This is a genomic window from Halorubrum sp. CSM-61 (assembly GCF_003781945.1).
Taxonomy (GTDB): domain Archaea; phylum Halobacteriota; class Halobacteria; order Halobacteriales; family Haloferacaceae; genus Halorubrum.
Genome location: NZ_RJJW01000017.1, coordinates 1 through 15,814 on the forward strand (window position 1 = coordinate 1; position 15,814 = coordinate 15,814).

The following is a 15,814-nucleotide window of genomic DNA, read 5'->3' on the forward strand; positions in this document are numbered from 1 at the left end:
GTGTGAGGGCAACTTCCTCGTCAAGGGAGTTGACGAGGAAGTTAAGAAGCTGGTCCTCGTGAATTTCACCGTCTGCTTGCTTGGTATTAGACACACCTTCAGCAAGCAGACGTCTCAACTAACCGGCTTTGTGATGTACTGAAACTCGTTTCCGATTGTTGTACTAGTATCTTCGATTGTGTCGAGAAGATCTCGTTCTTCTTTAGATGTGAATATATCAAAGATATAATCGTCTGACTCTTCCCAGTCAACAACATCAATACTAGTTGTTTCAGGTGCTTTCCGGATGTTGTTCGTAATTTCCGAATTTGCTGGATAAATCAGAGCTTCAAGATCTTCTCCGACTGACGCACCATCACGTTCTGCTACTAATATTGCGGTCTCCATCTTTACACCTGCAAAGACACCATCTGGTAGTCGAACTAGAGATTTCAGATCGTAATTTCGAAGGATGTGTGATCGAAGCTTCTTATAAGAACTTTGAGTCATGTACGAATTCGGAGTTATAAATCCAAATTGACCACTTGAGCGTAGAAGAGTAGTTGACTTCTCTATAAATGCAGAGTAGATATTAACACGATTGAAACTCGTTTCGTACAATTCATATAAGTAAATTGGATCTTCTAATCCTTTAACATCGACCCACGGCGGGTTTCCCACAACCGCGTTAAACCCTGCCTCGGGCATCTTCTCACCCTCAGCGTCGAAGAACACCTCGGGGAACTCCAGTTCCCAATGGAAGAAGTTCTGCTCGTCGGCCGTCGCCTGCGCCGCCGTGAACCAGTCCTCGCCGCGGATCGCCTCCCAGTCGTCTTCGTCCTCGATCGCGCCCGCCATCTGCTCGTAGGCGTCCTCGGGCACGTCACAGCCGAACTCCTCGGCGGTGTGGACGTTCGCCAACTCGAAGAGGCGTTTATAAAGCGGGTCGTCGCGGATCTCGTCGTACAGCTCCTCCATCGACTTCACGCTCTCTAACGAGTCGTTGTCGTACGCGAGCAGGTCCGCCATCAGCTCCATCACGTGTTCGAGCGTCTCCTGTCGGACTCTCGCGAGCGCCTGGGTAAGCGTCAACTGCCCGCCGTCGTCGCCGCCGTCCTCAGAGAGGACCTCCGTGATGTCGCTGCCGACGAGCGAGTTTCCGGCTTTCAGGTGATGATCGAGGAACGCGAGCGGCTGATCGGCCGCGAGCGTTTCGAGCCACATCGATAGCTTCGCCAGCTCGACCGCCATCTCGTTGATGTCGACGCCGTAGATCACCTCTTTGGAGATCTCGCGGCGGATCTCCTGCTCGTCGTACGACTGAATCTCCTGCTCGCGAACGACCGCCATCACCTGCTCTGTGAGGTAGCCCGTCGCCTTCGTGAGGAAGTGACCCGAGCCCATCGCGGGATCGAGCACCGTCAGCCCCTTCACGCGCTGGTAGAACTCCAAGAAGTACTCCCGGTCGCTCGGTTCGAGCCCGCGTTCGCGAAGGTCCGCGTCGATCTCGTCGATCAGCGGGTCGACCGTCTCCTCGACGATGTACGTGACCACGTAGTCCGGCGTGTAGTACGCCCCAGTGGCCTTGCGCTCGCCCTCGTCGTTGACGACGTACAGTCCGCCCTCGTCGACGACTTCCACCGCGTCCGCGACCGACACCTCATCGCCCGGCTTCCAGACCTGTCCACCGTCCTCCGAGACCGCCGCGACGCCCTCCGCGTCCGCGATCCGGAACTCGTGTTCGAGGAGGCCCTCGTAGATCGACCCGAGGTGCCGCGTGTCCAGGTCCGCGTAGTCTGCCGGCACGTGCTCGCCCTCTTCGTTCTCCGTGGTCGACAGCCAGTAGACCACCTCGGCGATGTACGGGTCCGTCACCTCGTACTCGGTGAGGAACGCGTGGTCCTCCCGACTGAACAGCCCGCCGTTGTACGGCGGGATGTCGAGCGACTCCTCGCCCTCGTCGATCAGCTCGAACAGCTCCGAGAGCCGCCCCCAGATGGACGACGAGAACCGGCTGTACTCCTCCGTGAACGCCTCGCCGGACTCCACGTCCATCCCCTCCACGTCGTCGAGGATCTCCCCGCGCTTCGCTTCGAGACTGAAGTACTCGTGGTACTCCTCGCTCGCGTCCGGGTCGTCGGGGTCGATCAGCCCGCGCGACTCCGCGTAGAGGACGAACATCAGCCGGTAGAGGAGCACCAACGACTGCTCTTTCAGCTCGTCGCGATCGACGTCGCCCCCCGCACCCACGTCGAGCTCGTTCGACTCGACGAAGCCCTTCCCGAGCACTCGCAGCGCTCGGAAGACGTTGTCTTGGAGGTCCTCGCCGAGCTCCTGTGCGGCCGTCTCCGACTCGGTCCACACGTCGTCGAGGAACGAGCTCCCCGCGTGCTCGACGAACGCCTCCGGCCGGAAGAAGACGTAGAAGTACTTGAACGCCTCCACGTCCCCGCTTTCGAGGATCTCCGGGAGGTCGACCTCGTAGTAGGTCTGCGTCTCGTAGTCCTTCGTGCCGTAGAGCCGCCACTTCTTCCCGTCGGTGAGCACGCCCCACTTCAGGTCTCCCGGCGTCCGTTCGAGGTAGTACTTGATCTGGTGGGAGGCGTCGCGGTAGGAGCGCTGCTCGGCGAAGCGCTGCTCGAAGTCGGCGTCCCACTGCTTGGCTTCGAGGATCGCCGACGCCCGCGAGAACAGCCCCTCGTGGTCGCCCTCACGTGCGCGCTTCGCCCCCTCCCGACGCGCCTCGTCGCTCTCGAAGAGCAGCCGGTCGACGTAGCCGCCGCCGTCCGGAAGCGTCACCTCGGAGCTCGTGCCGTGCCCGAGGACGTCGACGACCTCGGCGATCCACGTGTCGATCAGCTCGTCCTCGTTGTAGGAGGGGAGGAGCGCGCCCTCCTTGTTCCAGAGATCACGTATCTGCTCGAAGGCCGTCGCAGCCTCCTCGTCGCAGTCCCACGCGTCTAAGTCCGAGACGCGCTCGTCGAGATAGTACCCGGAGAAGAGGTTCGAGTTCCGATAGGGGCCACTGCCGAGTGTGGCTTGGCTCATGTGATATCCAATCCACACGTCACCGCGAGTATATAGGTGACGGAGCGATTACCAGCGCTGGATCGCGCCGCCACGACGAGCCACAGTCGCCGAATCCGCGCGGCCCTGAGCAAACGGTTACGGGACCCGGCTACGCGTCCTCGTCGGACGGCGGTCGCTTCGAGAGCCGATCGAACCGGTCCTGCGCGGCCTCCGCTCGGCGCTCCGTCCGATCGGGCTCGTACGCGGCGGACTCGATGCGCCCGCCGCAGAGCGTCACCGAGAGGACGGCGTCGGCGCGCCGCCCGTCCGCCGGGAGCCGCGAGGCCTCCAGCACCGCGTTCCCGACCTCCTCGCCGTCGCGCTCGAAGAACACGGTCGCGAGCCCGTCCTCGACGGCGTCGACCACCGCGGTGTACTCGCCGTCCGGGAGTTCGATGTCCGTCATTCGTAGCTCACTTCCAGCACGCGTTCTCCATCGGGGGTCGAGAGTATCACTGTGTCGCCGTCGTTGTTCCAGACCGGCGAGCCCGACCCCCAGTACAGCTCGGCGTCGGTGTCCGCGCCGCTTCCGGTCCGCAGCGTCACCGTCGCCCCCGCGCCGAGCGTGAACCCCTCCGGGAACTCGTAGCTCCGGGCCGCCTCGTCTTCGACGGTCCATCCGGACAGGTCGATCGGCTCGTCGCCCGCGTTCTCGAAGACCACGTACTCGTCGTTGAGGTTCTCGCGGTCGTCGCCCTCGGCGTCCGCGTTGATCGCTGCGACCTCCACCGCCGCGCTCGGCTCGGTCGACCCCGTCTCGTTCTCCTCGTCGGCGTCGTCGGCGTCGTCGGCGTCGTCGGTCTCGTCGGTCTCGTCGGTCTCGCCGCCGTCTTCAGCCCCGCCACCGAGCCGAGCGCGCTCGACGACACCGCCGCTCGTGCCCGGCGCGACCGGGTCGCCCTCGCGGAGCGCGAGCGGATCCGTGGGCGCGTCGCGTTGCGTCTGCACGGAGACGCCGCTCCCGTCGCTCACGAGTACGGTGTCGCCGTGCGTCGCGGTCCAGTACGTCGGGATCGACCGGTCCGACAGCCGCTGGAGGACCTCCTCGTGCGGGTGGCCGTACTGCGAGTCGTACGCGCTCGAGACGACGACCGCACGCGGCTGTACCGCGTCGAGGAACGGCTCGCTGGACGAGCTCGCCGAGCCGTGGTGGCCGGCCTTCAGCACGGTCGATTCGAGCTCCGCGCCGTACGCGTCGATCAGGTACGCCTCCTGGTCGTCCTCGGCGTCGCCGGTGAGCAGGAAGCTCGTCTCGCCGTGCGCGAGCCTGAGGACGATGCTGTTCTCGTTGCGCCCCTCGTTTTCGAGGTACGGCTCGGGGGGTCCGAGCACGTCGACGTCGACCTCGCCGAACTGGATCGCGTCGCCCTCGCGCGTCTCGTACAGCGTCACGTCGTGTTCCTCGACGGCGTCGAGGTACTCGTCGTACGTCTGCGTGCTCGCGGCGATGCCCGGATCGTAGATGGCACCGATCCCGTCCACCTCCGTCTCGAAGTAGTCGATGACCGCCGCGTTGCCGCCGATGTGGTCCGCGTCGTTATGAGAGGTGACGAGGTGGTCGATCCGGGTGACGTCGTGTCGCCGGAGGTACCGTAGCACGTGCTCGCCGTCGTCGTCGTAGTGGCCCGTGTCGACGAGCATCGTCTCCCCCTCCGGACCGACGACGAGCGTGCTGACCGACTGGCCGACGTTGATGTAGTGGACCGCGACGGTGCCGTTCGCGGTCTCGGCCGTCGAATCGGTGTTCGAGCCCGATTCCGCCGGTGTCGGATCGCCGGGTACCGCGCCCGCACAGCCCGCGAGGAGGACGATCACAGCTACCAGGAGGATCCGTAACGCCCCTCCCGTTCGTTTCATGTTCCGTTACTGTCCCGGACGGCCAAAGAGGTACGGGTCCGGTACCGCTCGGGGAGTTCGCGACTGCTCTCGGGTCCCGCGCGACGGAAGCGGTCGCACCCGAGACGGCGCTGGGCGCAGTCTCTCTCAGTACCGAAGACTCGGCGGAACGTATCAGTAACGCGACGGTCACAGTGACGGCAGCGATCGGTGCCGTCGGAACCGCCGTGGAGGGGTTCATAGCGTACCCCCGAACGCGGTTTTCGGGCGTTAGACGGCGCTAGGACTGGCGATAATGAAGACCAGTCAAAACATTTATGGGACCGCTGAGAGTCGAACTCAGGTCATACGGACCCCATCCGCATAGGATACCACTACCCCACGGTCCCTGTCTGCACTCGGAAAAATGAGAGTCCGGTAATTAAGGACTTCGTTTCACTCGCCCCCTGCTCGCGACCCTCAGACGAGGACGCGCTCCAGCGAGACGACGACCCCCGACTCGGCGTCGGGATCGCCGACCAGCCGCCCGAGACAGACCGCGGCGCCGTCGGGAGTGTGGCAGGCGACGAGCGGGGGGTCGGCGTCGTCGCCGTCGTCGCCGTCGTCACGATCGTCACTCTCTCCCTCTTCCGGCACCGGGTCCGCGTCGATGACGCCGGGCGCGTAGACTGGCGCGCCGGTGGCCACGTTGCGCGCGGCGGAGGGCGCGATCGTCACCGACGGGAGGTGGACCAGCGCGTCCTCGGCGGGGCGGACGACCTCGCGGAGGAGCGCGTCGTCGCCCACCTCGGCCCACGCGAGCCCGTCGACGAGGTCCTGTAAGGGGTGCAGGTCGGTGTCGTCGAACGGGTCGGTGGCGGTGCGCCGGAGGTGGCCCATGTGCGCGCCGACCCCCGTCGCGAGGCCGATGTCGTGACACAGCTTTCGAATGTACGTCCCGGACTCACACCGGATTCGAAGGAGGGCCTGCCGTTCGTCGACCTCCAGCACGTCGAGGTCGTGGATCGTGCGGGTCCGCAGTCGGCGGGTCACCGCGCTCTTGCGCGGCGGCTTCTGGTAGATCTCCGCCTCGAACTCGGCGACCACGTCGCGGAAGTCCGCGGGGGGCGACCCGTGGAGCTCCAGCACCGAGACGTACTCCTTGCCGCCCTCTAAGAAGACCTGCGCGGCGCGGGTCGCGTCGCCGGTCAGCGTGGGGAGACAGCCGGTGACCTTGGGATCGAGCGTTCCCGCGTGGGCGACGCCGTCGATCTGGGGGCCGTCCGGGTCCAGCGTCGCCAGCGACTCGTTGATCGCGTCGCGCACCCACGCGGAGAGCTGGTGGGAGGAGGGCCCGGCGGGCTTGTCGACGTTGACGACGCCGAACCGGAGCAGCTCCGGGACCGAGCGCTCGCCGGGTGGTGCACGGAGGGGATCTGCGTCAGGGTCGGTATCGTCTGTATGTCGGGTCATACGGGGATTGGGGGAATTGTGGGAAGTGTGGATCCGGCGGTCAGAAGTCGTATCTCACGCCCTCGATCGGCGCCTTCCCCTCGTCGTCCGCGGGGTCGTACGCGTCGATCGTCGCGACGAGGACGTCGATGAACGGCTCCGGGCCCCACCGGGCGGTGTTGTACGCGGCGTCGTAGATCGACAGGTCGTCGATGTCGATGTCGTAGTACTCGCCGTATCGTTTGCGCTCGGAGGCCTCGCGGCGCTCGGTTTCGGCCTTCGCGCGGTCGACGGGCTTCCCCTCGCGCTCGGCGATGCGCTCGGCGCGGATCGACACGGGGGCGTCGAACCAGAACCGGAAGTCGGCGCGGTCCGCGGAGAGCCACCCGGCGAGCCGCGACTCCAGCACGAGGTCGTCGCGGGTCGCGGCGATCTCGTGAAGTCGGCGGTCGAGGTCGCGGTCGATCTGGGGGTCCTCCTCTGCGAACTCGTTGAACTCGACCGGCGTCATGTCGCGTTCGGCCGCCATCTCGCGGAAGATGTCCCCGCCGGAGACGTGATCGAGGTCGAGCCGATCGGCGAGGGCCGCGGCGTTCGTGCTCTTCCCGCTTCCCGGCGGGCCGGAGACGGTGATCAACATATCGCTACTGCGCGGGTGTCGTTCAAAACGGTTGTCGTTCGGCCCGCGGCGGGCGGGGAAGTCGGGTCGGCGAGACGCCGCCGAATGCCGGAACGGTCCTACTGATCTCGCGTCGCCGCCGTCATCGACCAGACCGCGACCAGCCCGAGCAGGATCGCCGGGACGAGCGGCAAGGCGAGGTACGTGGCGAAAAACGAGAAGCCGAGCGCCCCCGCCGCGTACGGGTACGCGTAGATGATACCGGGGATGACGAGGACGCAGGTGAAAAGCACCGCCGTCAGCGCCCATCCCTTCCGGCCGAAGCCGTCGGCCTCGGGCTCGGATTCGGCGGTGTCTCCTCCGCCGGGAGTCCCCTCGTCGTCGCCGACCTCGCCCGGCACGTGGACGTAGCCGCCGTCCGTGCTCTCACCCGCGTCGCCGTCGGAGTTAGCGCTCACTGTCGCGTTCAGAGCTCACTGTCGGGTTTTACGACCACTTTGCCAAAGCCCTCACGGTTCTCGATCATCTCGTGGGCGCGCGCGGCCTCGCTCATCGGCAGCGTCTCGCGGACGCGCGGCTCGAACGTGCCGTCCCAGACGAGTTCGAGGACGTCGTCGACCTCGCCGGGGGTCGCCATCGTCGAGCCGATCACGGACAGCTGGTTCCAGAAGATCCGATTGAGCCCGGCGTCGGGGTTCGGGCCGGTGGTCGCGCCGCAGGTGACCAGTCGGCCGCCCTTCACCAGCGACTTCAGCGAGTTCGGATACGTCGCCTCGCCGACGTGGTCGACGACGACGTCGACGCCGCGGCGGTCGGTCAGCGCGGCGATCTCCTCGGCGAAGTCGTTCGCCTCGTAGTCGATGACGTGGTCGGCGCCGCACTCCTCGGCGTGCGAGAGCTTCTCCTCCGAGGAGGCGGTCGCGAACACCTCACAGCCCGCGTGGTCGGCGATCTGCACCGCGGCGTGGCCGACGCCGCCGGAGGCGCCCAACACGAGCACCTTCTCGCCGGCCTCGACGTCGGCGCGGGTCTGGAGCATCCGCCACGCGGTCTGGAAGACGAGCGAGGCGGAACCCGCGACCTCCCAGTCGACGCCCGAGGGGACGGGGACGAGGTTCTCCGCGGGCACGGCCGCCTGTTCGGCGTGGACGCCGCGGACGTGCTCGCCGATGATGTGGAAGGAGGGGCAGAGCGACTCCTCGCCGTGGCGGCAGAACTCGCACTCGCCACAGGAGACGCCGGCGCTCACGGCGACGCGGTCGCCCGGCTCGAAGCGCGTCACGCCCTCGCCGACCGCCTCGACGACGCCCGCCGCGTCGCTGCCGGGGATGTGGGGCATCTCCAGGTCGATCCCGGGCATCCCCCGTCGCGTCCAGATGTCCAGGTGGTTCAGCGCGCCGGCCTTGACGTCGACGAGGACCTCACCGCGGTCGGGCTCGGGGTCCGGGAACTCGCCGTACTCGATCACGTCGCGGTCGCCGTGGGAGTCGAACTGGACGGCCTTCATGGGACGATCCAGCCGCGGCACCCACTAAACAGTACGCCAAACGGAACTCCTCCCGGGCTCTCTCCTCCCGCTTCCGGCGAGGGCTCGTTCACCCACGTCAACCCCTCACACCCGTGCGAACCGGACGCATCCGCCCCGCGACTTTCGTGATGTTTAAGTACCGAAAGGGGGACCATACGAATGCACGAACTGCAGGGGCACCGGGTCCCGAGTCCACGAGGGCGATGATACAACGCGGGTTGCGGTAGCCAAGCCTGGCCCAAGGCGCAGGGTTGCTAACTCTGTGGCGTCACTGCCTCCGGGGTTCGAATCCCCGCCGCAACGCTCGAACGGACCGAGCACCGCCGGATTCGCGCCGGTAGGGCTCACCACAACCAACACATGAGCACGGAAGAATCACAGGACGACTCGCCGGAGGAGGAGGAAGAGGACCTCCAGTACTTCGTCCGGATCGGGGGCGCTGACCTCGACGGGACGAAGACGGTCGAGCGAAGCCTGTCCGAACTCGACGGCATCGGCACGCGCACGGCGCGGCTGGTCGCCGAGAAGGCCGACGTGGACCGAAACGCCACGTTCGGGCTCCTCGACGAGGATGACCTCGACGCGGTGGTCGACATCGCCGAGAACCTCGAAGACCACGTCCCGTCGTGGATGACGAACAGACAGAACGACTTCTACTCCGGGGAGACGACGCACCTCGTCGGCACCGACGTCAGCGAGAAGCGTCGCCACGACATCAACCGGATGAAGGTCATCGAATCGTACAAGGGCGTTCGCCACAAGCGCGGCCAGAAGGTACGCGGCCAGCGCACGAAGTCCACGGGTCGCTCGGAGGGGACCATCGGGGTCAACGTCGAGGAGATCCGCGAGGAGATGGCGGAAGACGAAGCGGGTGACGACGAATGAGCACCGGCAAGAACACGAAGGGCTACGAGACGCCGAACCACCCGTACCAGGGCGAGCGAATCGCCGAGGAGTCCGACCTCCTCTCGCGGTACGGTCTCAAGAACAAAGAGGAGTTTTGGCGCGCCCAGTCCGAGCTGCGCAGCATGCGACGCGAGGCGCGTCGGCTGCTCGGCGAGGCCCAGGGCGACGCCGACGCCGCCCAGGAGGCCGGCTCGGAGTTCGTCGCACGGCTCCGCCGCATCGGCATCCTCGGCGACAACGACGACATCTCGGCGGTCCTCTCGCTGGACGTGACCGACCTGCTCGAGCGCCGTCTCCAGACGGTCGCCTACCGGCAGGGGTTCGCGTCCTCGACCCAGCAGGCCCGCCAGTTCATCGTCCACGGCCACATCACCGTCGACGGCGCCCGCGTCACGCGCCCCTCGGTGAAGGTCGACGTCGACGACGAAGGCGCCATCGCCTTCGACGAGAACAGCCCGCTCGCGGACGATCTCCACCCCGAGCGCGCGGAGTCACAGGAGTAACCACCCATGAGTGAATCCGAAGACGGAGGAAAGTGGGGCATCGCCCACGTGTACGCGTCGTTCAACAACACGCTCATCACGGTCACCGACGAGACGGGCGCCGAGACGATCGCCAAGTCGTCCGGCGGCACCGTGGTGAAGCAGAACCGCGACGAGGCGTCGCCGTACGCCGCCATGCAGATGGCGGAGGTCGTCGCCGAGCGCGTCAAGGACGCCGGCCTGGAGGGCGTGCACGTTCGCGTGCGCGGCCCCGGCGGCAACCTCAACAAGTCCACCGGTCCCGGTGCGCAGGCGACGATCCGCGCGCTCTCGCGTGCGGGCGTCGAGATCGGCCGGATCGAGGACGTCACGCCCATCCCGCACGACGGGACGAAGGCGCCCAAGAACAAGCGAGTCTGACATGACGGAAGACGACTTCGACGTCCAGTACGTCGAACGGGACGAACGCAGCGCGCGGGTGCTGATCCGCGGGCTCACGCCGGCGTTCGCCAACGGCATCCGCCGCGCGATGATCGCCGACGTCCCGACGTTCTCGATCGACACCGTTCGGTTCGTCGAGAACTCCTCCGTCATGTTCGACGAGATGATCGGGCTTCGGCTGGGGCTCGTGCCCCTGACGACGCCGCTCGACGACTTCGAGGTCGGCGACGAGGTCACCCTCGCGCTCGACGTCGAAGGCCCGGCGACGGCGTACTCCGGCGACATCGAGAGCGCTGACCCGCTCGTCGAGGTCGCGGACGACAACATTCCGATCATCGAGCTGAAGGAGGGACAGCGGCTGGAGTTCGAGGCCGACGCGGTGCTCGACACCGGCAAGGAGCACGCCAAACACCAGGGCGGCGTCTCCGTCGGCTACCGCCACCTTCAGCGCGTCTCCGTCGAGGGCGACCTCGGCGAGTTCGACGACGACGAGCCGAACATCCTCCGCGGCGTCATCGAGACGCCGGACGGAGACGTCGAGCTCACCGACGAGTTCGACAACGACCTCTCGGAGCGGTTCCCCGGGAAGGAGGTCGCGATCGAGGACGTCCCCGGCGCCTTCGTGTTCCACATCGAGACGGACGGCTCGTTCGACGTCGAGGAACTGCTGCTCCGCGCGATCGACTCCATCGAGGAGCGCGCGGACGAACTACAGACGAAAGTCGCAGTCTAACGTAATGACGGACCTTCAGACCGCACGCTCGGCGCTCGCCCCTGCACGGAGCCGCGGCGCCGAGATCCGCTCCGACGCCGCGTCGGAGCGCGTTACCCCCGAGCCGAACTCGGGCCGTCCCGACACCGGGACCGAAAGTGGTTTGAAGGGAGCCGGATTACGCAGGAGTGCACGCAGGGATAGCCAAGTCAGGCCAACGGCGCAGCGTTCAGGGCGCTGTCCTGTAGAGGTCCGCAGGTTCAAATCCTGCTCCCTGCACTCCGTTTTCACTAACTCTCCAGTTCAGGAGGGACAGCTATGAGTAGCAAGACGAATCCGAAACTACAGAACCTCATCGCCGATCTGAAGTCGGTCTCGCGCGACTCCGGTGCCAACGTGTGGCAGGACGTCGCCGACCGACTGGAGAAGCCACGGCGCACGCACGCTGAGGTCAACCTGGGCCGTATCGAACGATACGCGCAGGAAGACGAGACGGTCGTCGTCCCCGGCAAGGTGCTGGGCAGCGGTGTGCTCGAAAAGAACGTCACCGTCGCCGCCGTCGACTTCTCGGGAACCGCCCGCACGAAGATCGACCAGGCCGGCGAAGCGGTGTCGCTCGAACAGTTCATCGAACAGAATCCCGAAGGGAGCAACGTCCGGGTGATCCGATGAGTCTCGCGAAGATCGACGCGGACGTCGTCGTCGACGCCCGCGACTGCATCCTCGGTCGCGTCTCGTCGAAGGTCGCGCAGCGCGTCCTCGACGGCGAGACCGTCGCCGTCGTCAACGCCGAGAACGCGGTCATCACCGGCAACGAGGAGGCGACGATGGAGACGTACCACACCCGCGCGGAGCTCGGCTCCGACAGCGGACCGTACTACCCCAAGCGCCCCGACCGGATCTTCAAGCGCGCCATCCGCGGCATGCTGCCGTACAAGACGGAGGACGGCCGCGAGGCGTTCTCGAACGTGCGCGTGTACGTCGGGAACCCCTACGAGCGCGACGAGGACGCCGAGACCGTCGTCCTCGACGGCACCTCGCTCGACCGCCTCTCGAACATCAAATTCACGACGCTCGGAGACATCTCCGAGTCTCTGGGAGCCAACGTCACATGGTAACTAACACCTCAGGCAAGAAGAAGACGGCCGTCGCCCGCGCCACCGTGCGCGACGGCGAGGGCCGCGTTCGAATCAACTCCCAGCCAGTCGAGCTGGTCGAACCGGAGCAGGCGCGGCTCAAGATGCTGGAGCCGTTCCGCATCGCGGGCGAGGAGCTCCGCGACGGCGTCGACATCGATATCGACGTACAGGGCGGCGGCTTCAGCGGTCAGGCCGACGCGACGCGGACCGCCATCGCGCGCGGTCTCGTCCAGCACCTCGGCGACGCCGAGCTGCGCGACGCGTACATGAACTTCGACCGCACGCTGCTGGTCAACGACGTGCGCCAGTCCGAACCCAAGAAGTGGGGCGGACCCGGCGCGCGTGCCCGTTACCAGAAGTCCTACCGCTGAGGTGATCCAGTCATGATGATCCCCGTCCGGTGTTTCACGTGCGGCAACGTCGTGGGTGAACACTGGGAGGAGTTCAAGGAGCGCGCCCGCGAGGGCGACGAAGATCCCGGCGAGGTCCTCGACGACCTCGGCGTCGACCGGCACTGCTGCCGCCGCATGCTGGTCAGCCACCGCGACCTCGTCGACGTCGTCTCGCCGTACCAGTAAATCATGTCAGAACAGCGATACAATCGATACGAGAAGGCACGAATCCTCGGCGCGAGAGCGCTGCAGGTGTCCTACGGGGCGCCCGTGCTGATCGACACGGACCAGACGGAGCCCATCCTCGTCGCGGCCGAGGAGTACGACGCGGGTGCGCTCCCGTTCACCGTCCGGAGGGAGTCCAACTGATGACCCGAATCACCGGCGTCTCGCTGCGTCGCGTGCTCGACTCGCGCGGAAACGCGACCGTCGAGGCCGACGTGCTCACCGAGTCCGGCGGCTTCGGCCGCGGGGCGGCCCCCAGCGGGGCCTCGACCGGCGAGTACGAGGCGATCGAGCTCCCGGCCAACGAGTCCATTGCGGCGGCCCGCGAACACGCGGTCCCCCGCCTCGAAGGCGTGTACGCGGGCGATCAGCGCGCGGTCGACAACGCGCTGCACGCCGCGGACGGCACGGACGACTTCTCCGCGATCGGCGCGAACAGCGCGGTCGCGATCTCGATGGCGGCCGCGAAGGCCGCCGCCGACGTGCTCGGTGCGCCGCTGTACCAGCACCTCGGCGGCGCGTTCCGCGGCGAGAACTTCCCGATCCCGCTCGGCAACGTCGTCGGCGGCGGGGAGCACGCCAAGGAGGCGACCCACATTCAGGAGTTCCTCGCGGCGCCCGTCGGGGCCCCCAGCGTCTCGGAGGCCGTCTTCGCGAACGCCGCGGTCCACGCGGCGGTCGCGGACGTGCTCGACGAGCGCGGCGTGCCCGCGGCGAAGGGCGACGAGGGCGCGTGGGCGCCCCCGATCTCGGACGCGGACGCGTTCGAGGTCGTCGAGGAGGCGGTCGACCGCGTCGAGGAGGAAGTGGGCTTCGAGATCCGCTTCGGCCTCGACGTGGCGGCCGCTGAGCTGTACGACGGCGACGAGGAGGCGTACGTCTACGGCGACGAGACCAGATCGACCGGCGAGCAGATCGACTACGTCGCCGGTCTCGTCGACGAGTACGACCTCGCGTACGTCGAGGACCCGCTCGACGAGAACGACTACGAGGCGTTCGCGGAGCTGACCGACCGGGTCGGCGACCGGACGCTGATCTGCGGCGACGACCTGTTCGTCACCAACGTCGAGCGGCTCCGCGAGGGGATCGACAAGGACGCGGCCAACAGCATCCTGATCAAACCGAACCAGATCGGGACGCTGTCGGACGCGTTCGACGCGGTCGAACTCGCCGCCCGCAACGGGTACGAGACGGTCATCTCCCACCGTTCGGGCGAGACCGAGGACACCACCATCGCACACCTCGCCGTGGCGACCGACGCCGGGTTCATCAAGACCGGCACGGTCGGCGGCGAGCGCACCGCCAAGCTGAACGAACTGGTCCGCATCGCGGACGACGCGGTATGACGGACCGACACCACGCATGAGCGAAGACAACGACGCGGTCGAACTCGACGACGACGCGGAGACCGAGGCGGTCGACGCGGCGGTCGAGGAGGAGGCCGACACGACCGAGGAACCGACCGCCGACGCGGCTGCCGAGGGGGCGTCCGCCGACGCCGAACCCGAAGCATCCGCCGACGCCGAGAGCGCGGCCGCCGATGCGGCCGCGGAAGAGACGACGGGCGACGACGCCGCGGACGAGGAGGAAGAGACCTCCCCGTTCGACGACGACGTCATGCCGGACGACGACGTCGACCTGCTGATCCCCGTCGAGGACTACCTCTCCGCCGGTGTCCACATCGGGACCCAGCAGAAGACGGCCGACATGGAGCGGTTCATCCACCGCGTCCGCGACGACGGCCTGTACGTGCTCGACGTGAGCACGACGGACCAGCGGATCCGCACCGCCGCGGACTTCCTCGAGAACTACGACCCCGAGCAGATCCTCGTCACGTCCTCGCGGCAGTACGGCCGGTTCCCGGCCGAGAAGTTCGCGGACGCCATCGGCGCCCGCGCCCGCACGGGACGCTTCATCCCGGGCACGCTGACGAACCCCGACTACGCCGGCTACATCGAGCCGGACGTCGTCGTGGTGACCGACCCGATCGGCGACGCGCAGGCCGTCAAGGAGGCCATCACCGTCGGTATCCCGGTCATCGCGATGTGCGACTCCAACAACCAGCTGTCGAACGTCGACCTGGTCATCCCGACGAACAACAAGGGCCGACGCGCGCTGTCGGTCGTCTACTGGCTCCTCGCCAACGAGACGCTCGACCGCCGCGGCTCCGACACCCTGTTCGCCCTCGAGGACTTCGAGGACGAACTGTAAGTCGGTCTCCGACGTCGAGTTCGACTTTTCCGACGCCGCCGAAACTCCGTAGTCGCCGCTACCTGCGGGTCAGAAACGGTGGGTGCGTTCGAGACGACAGTGCTCCGAATGCGTTTCCTCAGACCGGATCAATCCGGATAGCGGCCGTCACCCCGGCACACCTTTGGCGCTCGGACGGATAGGTGATGGTAGCGTCTCCGATTCGAGTTCGACATGATGCCCCCTATCGTCCGTCGGTGTCCCGAGTGCGGTACCAGAGGTTGGAGCCGCCGCTTCGCGGTCGTCGTCACCGATGGCCGCCGATTGGTCGAGTGTCCCGAATGCGACCATCGGTTCGAGCCGGTCGACAATCCGTACCTCAACTGATACGGCAGCCGAGCGGTCCCGCTACAGCAGATCGATCGTTAGCGGGTAGCTCCACACCTCGCCGTCGGCCGCCTTCACCGCGGCGATGACGACGAACACGAGATCGAGGAGCCCGAGCAGCGGAAGCAGCAGGATCCCGATCCCGACGAGGATCAGAATCCCCGCGACGACCGAGTAGATCGTGATCCAGATCTGCCAGTTGATCGCCGTGCGCGCGTTCGCCTTCACGAACTCGTCGTCGGTGACGAGGAGGACCACGAGCGGTCCGATCAGCCACGTGAACTACCCCACCCTACTCACCAGCTGACGCTGGTTCCTTGAGGGTGGGGCTTCCTGTTTCCACGACGTGCTTTGCAGATACGGATGTATCCACAGGGAGCGCAGTCTCCACAGGCGTTGATTCGGAGCGTTCCGCTCCTAACCGCTTCTTGATACCGCGAGAAAGAATGTTCCACGCCGCGTTAGCGTCTCTATCCGC

18 protein-coding genes, 3 tRNA genes and 2 pseudogenes are annotated in these 15,814 nt (G+C 66.5%); 13 read left to right on the forward strand and 10 right to left on the reverse strand.

Annotated features, from left to right (window positions below; genetic code table 11):
- Positions 1 to 162: 162 nt before the first annotated feature.
- From EDM04_RS17965 to EDM04_RS18000, 8 genes and pseudogenes are all read right to left on the reverse strand, one after another.
- Positions 163 to 3,027 (reverse strand): annotated as a pseudogene (locus EDM04_RS17965) (Eco57I restriction-modification methylase domain-containing protein); the annotation flags it as partial.
- Between the two features lie 130 nt (positions 3,028 to 3,157).
- Positions 3,158 to 3,454: a DUF3006 family protein gene (locus tag EDM04_RS17970; RefSeq protein ID WP_123624565.1), complete on the reverse strand. Its 297-nt coding sequence runs from the start codon at positions 3,452 to 3,454 to the stop codon at positions 3,158 to 3,160.
- Positions 3,451 to 4,905 carry a lamin tail domain-containing protein gene (locus EDM04_RS17975; protein WP_123624567.1) on the reverse strand — a complete coding sequence of 485 codons (1,455 nt, stop codon included), beginning with the start codon at positions 4,903 to 4,905 and terminating at the stop codon, positions 3,451 to 3,453. Before EDM04_RS17975 ends, EDM04_RS17970 begins: the two co-directional genes overlap by 4 nt.
- A 297-nt stretch (positions 4,906 to 5,202) precedes the next feature.
- Positions 5,203 to 5,273 (reverse strand) — tRNA-Pro (locus EDM04_RS17980).
- Between the two features lie 70 nt (positions 5,274 to 5,343).
- Positions 5,344 to 6,336, reverse strand: coding sequence for an RNA-guided pseudouridylation complex pseudouridine synthase subunit Cbf5 (locus EDM04_RS17985; protein ID WP_123624569.1), 993 nt, complete (start codon positions 6,334 to 6,336; stop codon positions 5,344 to 5,346).
- Between the two features lie 40 nt (positions 6,337 to 6,376).
- A complete protein-coding gene (gene cmk / locus EDM04_RS17990; protein ID WP_123624571.1) occupies positions 6,377 to 6,955 on the reverse strand; it encodes a (d)CMP kinase in 579 nt (192 codons plus the stop codon).
- Positions 6,956 to 7,053: 98 nt separating this feature from the next.
- Positions 7,054 to 7,392 carry a hypothetical protein gene (locus tag EDM04_RS17995; protein ID WP_123624574.1) on the reverse strand — a complete coding sequence of 113 codons (339 nt, stop codon included), beginning with the start codon at positions 7,390 to 7,392 and terminating at the stop codon, positions 7,054 to 7,056.
- 8 nt (positions 7,393 to 7,400) lie between these two features.
- Positions 7,401 to 8,441: a zinc-binding dehydrogenase gene (locus tag EDM04_RS18000; protein WP_123624576.1), complete on the reverse strand. Its 1,041-nt coding sequence runs from the start codon at positions 8,439 to 8,441 to the stop codon at positions 7,401 to 7,403.
- A gap of 238 nt (positions 8,442 to 8,679) precedes the next feature.
- Here EDM04_RS18000 and EDM04_RS18005 point away from each other — a divergent pair.
- From EDM04_RS18005 to rpsB, 13 genes are all read left to right on the forward strand, one after another.
- Positions 8,680 to 8,765: transfer RNA gene (locus EDM04_RS18005), tRNA-Ser, on the forward strand.
- Between the two features lie 57 nt (positions 8,766 to 8,822).
- The gene (locus EDM04_RS18010; protein ID WP_123624578.1) at positions 8,823 to 9,347 is read left to right on the forward strand and encodes a 30S ribosomal protein S13; all 525 of its coding nucleotides are present in this window, start codon (positions 8,823 to 8,825) and stop codon (positions 9,345 to 9,347) included.
- Entirely contained in the window at positions 9,344 to 9,871 is a 528-nt protein-coding gene (locus EDM04_RS18015; protein WP_123624580.1) for a 30S ribosomal protein S4, read from the forward strand. Before EDM04_RS18010 ends, EDM04_RS18015 begins: the two co-directional genes overlap by 4 nt.
- Before the next feature lie 6 nt (positions 9,872 to 9,877).
- Complete coding sequence (locus EDM04_RS18020) at positions 9,878 to 10,270, forward strand: 30S ribosomal protein S11 (RefSeq protein WP_004595254.1); 393 nt, start codon at positions 9,878 to 9,880, stop codon at positions 10,268 to 10,270.
- Between the two features lies 1 nt (position 10,271).
- Entirely contained in the window at positions 10,272 to 11,024 is a 753-nt protein-coding gene (locus tag EDM04_RS18025; protein ID WP_123624583.1) for a DNA-directed RNA polymerase subunit D, read from the forward strand.
- Between the two features lie 173 nt (positions 11,025 to 11,197).
- Positions 11,198 to 11,282, forward strand: a tRNA-Leu gene (locus EDM04_RS18030).
- A 39-nt stretch (positions 11,283 to 11,321) separates the two neighbouring features.
- A complete protein-coding gene (locus EDM04_RS18035; protein WP_008848306.1) occupies positions 11,322 to 11,675 on the forward strand; it encodes a 50S ribosomal protein L18e in 354 nt (117 codons plus the stop codon).
- Positions 11,672 to 12,121 (forward strand): 50S ribosomal protein L13, encoded by a 450-nt coding sequence (locus EDM04_RS18040; RefSeq protein ID WP_123624585.1) that lies wholly within the window; start codon positions 11,672 to 11,674, stop codon positions 12,119 to 12,121. Before EDM04_RS18035 ends, EDM04_RS18040 begins: the two co-directional genes overlap by 4 nt.
- Positions 12,115 to 12,513 carry a 30S ribosomal protein S9 gene (locus tag EDM04_RS18045; RefSeq protein ID WP_123624588.1) on the forward strand — a complete coding sequence of 133 codons (399 nt, stop codon included), beginning with the start codon at positions 12,115 to 12,117 and terminating at the stop codon, positions 12,511 to 12,513. Before EDM04_RS18040 ends, EDM04_RS18045 begins: the two co-directional genes overlap by 7 nt.
- Positions 12,514 to 12,525: 12 nt before the next feature.
- Positions 12,526 to 12,720, forward strand: coding sequence for a DNA-directed RNA polymerase subunit N (locus EDM04_RS18050; protein ID WP_006628058.1), 195 nt, complete (start codon positions 12,526 to 12,528; stop codon positions 12,718 to 12,720).
- 3 nt (positions 12,721 to 12,723) lie between these two features.
- Positions 12,724 to 12,903 (forward strand): DNA-directed RNA polymerase subunit K, encoded by a 180-nt coding sequence (locus tag EDM04_RS18055; RefSeq protein WP_004046454.1) that lies wholly within the window; start codon positions 12,724 to 12,726, stop codon positions 12,901 to 12,903.
- A complete protein-coding gene (eno, locus tag EDM04_RS18060; RefSeq protein WP_123624590.1) occupies positions 12,903 to 14,105 on the forward strand; it encodes a phosphopyruvate hydratase in 1,203 nt (400 codons plus the stop codon). The genes EDM04_RS18055 and eno overlap by 1 nt, the downstream gene beginning before the upstream one ends.
- A gap of 16 nt (positions 14,106 to 14,121) precedes the next feature.
- A complete protein-coding gene (rpsB, locus tag EDM04_RS18065; protein ID WP_123624592.1) occupies positions 14,122 to 14,970 on the forward strand; it encodes a 30S ribosomal protein S2 in 849 nt (282 codons plus the stop codon).
- A gap of 387 nt (positions 14,971 to 15,357) precedes the next feature.
- Here rpsB and EDM04_RS18070 read toward each other — a convergent pair whose 3' ends face one another.
- Both EDM04_RS18070 and EDM04_RS18075 read right to left on the reverse strand, forming a co-directional pair.
- Positions 15,358 to 15,609, reverse strand: coding sequence for a DUF4870 domain-containing protein (locus EDM04_RS18070; RefSeq protein WP_321169385.1), 252 nt, complete (start codon positions 15,607 to 15,609; stop codon positions 15,358 to 15,360).
- Positions 15,610 to 15,628: 19 nt separating this feature from the next.
- Positions 15,629 to 15,814, reverse strand: a pseudogene (locus tag EDM04_RS18075) (RNA-guided endonuclease TnpB family protein); the annotation flags it as partial.